Genomic DNA, 2496 nt, shown 5'->3' on the forward strand with positions numbered 1-2496 from the left:
GTGCGGTATGCCTGCAACCGGGTGGTCCCCGGATGCGGGCGTGCTCCAGGTCCATCAGCTCCTCGGCGGAGACGTACACGGTGATCTTCTCGTCGTGCCGCTCGCGCCCGCTGGGCCGCCGGGCGGGCGCCCTGCCACCGCGCTGCTTGCGGGGCGCGGCCTGGGCGTCGGCGCCAGAACCTTCCTGCACCGGCTGCCGCCGGGCACCCGAGGGGGCCACCGTGGCGGAGACCCCGCGGTTGCGGGACTCCCCGGACTCGGCCGGTTCCGCCTCCGCCGCCACGTGCTCCGCGCCCTCGCCGTCGCCGCCCTGCACGGGCACCGCGTGCGGCGCGTCCTCGGCGGGCTCGGCCGCCGTGTCGTCGTTCTCCCCCGCGGGAGTCGCGGGGGACGGCACCCGGGCCTCGCCGTTGGCCGGGCGCCTGGGGCTGGACGGCTGCAGCGCCATCCCCCCGGTCGTACGGAACAGTTCGTCGGCCCCGGGCAGACTCACTCGGCGTGACACCGGGCGAGCACCTCCCTGGCGAGCTGGCGATAGGCGGCGGCACCGACGGAGTTGGAGGCGTACGTGGTGATCGGCTCACCGGCGACCGTGGTCTCCGGGAAGCGGACCGTGCGGCCGATCACCGTGTGGTAGACGTGGTCGTCGAAGGCCTCGACCACACGGGCCAGCACCTCACGGCTGTGCACGGTGCGGGAGTCGTACATGGTGGCGAGGATGCCGTCGAGCTCCAGCTCCGGGTTGAGCCGCTCCTGGACCTTCTCGATGGTCTCGGTCAGCAGGGCCACACCACGCAGCGCGAAGAACTCGCACTCCAGCGGCACGATCACCTTGTGGGCGGCCGTCAGCGCGTTGACCGTGAGCAGGCCGAGCGAGGGCTGACAGTCGATCACGATGTAGTCGTAGTCGGGCAGCAGCGGCTTGAGGGCGCGCTGCAGCGTCGACTCGCGGGCGACCTCGGAGACCAGCTGCACCTCGGCGGCCGACAGGTCGATGTTGGAGGGCAGCAGGTCCATGTTGGGGACCGCGGTCTTCAGGAGGACCTCGTCGGCCGCCATGCCCCGCTCCATGAGCAGGTTGTAGACGGTGAGGTCGAGCTCCATCGGGTTGACGCCGAGACCCACCGACAGCGCGCCCTGCGGGTCGAAGTCCACGAGCAGCACCCGTCGGCCGTACTCCGCGAGCGCGGCACCCAGGTTGATGGTCGACGTGGTCTTGCCGACGCCGCCCTTCTGGTTGCACATCGCGATGATCGTCGCGGGGCCGTGACTGGTCACCGGGCCCGGGATCGGGAAGTACGGCAGCGGGCGTCCGGTCGGGCCGACGCGCTCGCGGCGCTGGCGGGCGGCGTCGGGCGCGAGCGTGGCCGCGTACTCCGGATCGGGTTCGTACTCGGCGTCGGGGTCGTAGAAGTGCCCGTCGGGCAGTTCGTCGTAGTCGGCGAAGTGGTTGTGGGGCGCGCCACTTCCGTCGCCGGCCCTGGCGTTCACGTGATGGCCATCCATGCTCTGGTGTGCTGTCCGCGTGGTCAGCGGAGTCCGGGCTGCTGTGAAGGTGCGCACCGCGACGGAGCCGACAGCCTCGAACCCCGCGGGACCCTGGTCCCGTACCGGCATTCCTGGTTGACCACCCCCGGGAGAAAATGTCGACTCATTCACAAGTCGTCTTACCTCCTTGGTGACCAGGAAACTTCTAGACAGGTCAGCGTGGCACCATGCCGACGGTTGGCGACTCTATGGCGTGTCGGGCGTCCGCAGCAACACAATCCGCCGGACCCGGCACGATGTGTCGGCAATGAAACATGTCGCTGTCAAGGGCGTACAGCCGTCGCACAGCAGGTTTCACCGGTGTGCGAATCGGTCGAAGGGTTACGTTCGAGGCGAGTTGACCGAGAGTCGCAAAGTGACCATACACACATCCGGCCGGACCTTGTCGACAAGGTCCGGCCGGATGTGAGTGATTGACGCGGCTTGTTGACGTATCGCCTTTACGAAAAGGTGACTTAGCGGCCGCCCCGCCGTTCCGGCTCAGCCGATCAGCGCGTCGAGGTCCACGTGGTCCAGGCCGTGCGCCTCGGCGACCTCCTTGTAAACAACCTTGCCGTCATGGGTGTTGAGGCCCTTGGCCAGCGCGGCGTCCCGGCGCAGCGCCTCCGCCCAGCCGTTGTTCGCGAGCGACACGATGTAGGGCAGCGTGGCGTTGGTGAGTGCGTAGGTGGAGGTGTTGGGCACCGCGCCGGGCATGTTGGCGACGCAGTAGAAGACCGACTCGTGGACCCGGAAGGCCGGCTCGGCGTGGGTGGTGGGCCGGGAGTCCTCGAAGCAGCCGCCCTGGTCGATCGCGATGTCGACAAGGACACTTCCCGGCTTCATCCGGGAGACCAGCTCGTTGGTGACGAGCTTCGGGGCCTTGGCGCCCGGGATGAGCACCGCGCCGATCACTCACCGGCCGCACGGCCGAAGGCGATGTTCTGCGCCCCCACGACGTCGGTGAGC

The 2496-nt window shown here is 69.3% G+C and carries 2 protein-coding genes and 1 pseudogene; all 3 read right to left on the minus strand.

The window, feature by feature from the left end; translation table 11 throughout:
• A partial coding sequence (locus ABZ646_RS44860; protein ID WP_360533060.1) for a hypothetical protein occupies positions 1-505 on the minus strand: 505 nt, incomplete at its 3' end.
• Positions 490-1617, minus strand: a complete 1128-nt coding sequence (locus ABZ646_RS44865) for a ParA family protein (protein WP_360533063.1) — start codon at positions 1615-1617, stop codon at positions 490-492. The genes ABZ646_RS44860 and ABZ646_RS44865, both read right to left, overlap by 16 nt.
• Positions 1618-2028: 411 nt before the next feature.
• Positions 2029-2442, minus strand: a pseudogene (locus ABZ646_RS44870) (alanine dehydrogenase); the annotation flags it as partial.
• Between the last annotated feature and the right edge of the window lie 54 nt (positions 2443-2496).

It is taken from the genome of Streptomyces sp. NPDC007162 (assembly GCF_040634175.1).
Taxonomy (GTDB): domain Bacteria; phylum Actinomycetota; class Actinomycetes; order Streptomycetales; family Streptomycetaceae; genus Streptomyces.

Coding starts and splice junctions, on each gene's coding strand:
- ABZ646_RS44865 (WP_360533063.1), bottom strand. CDS start 1,617: ATGCCGGTACGGGACCAGGGTCCCGCGGGGTTCGAGGCTGTCGGCTCC.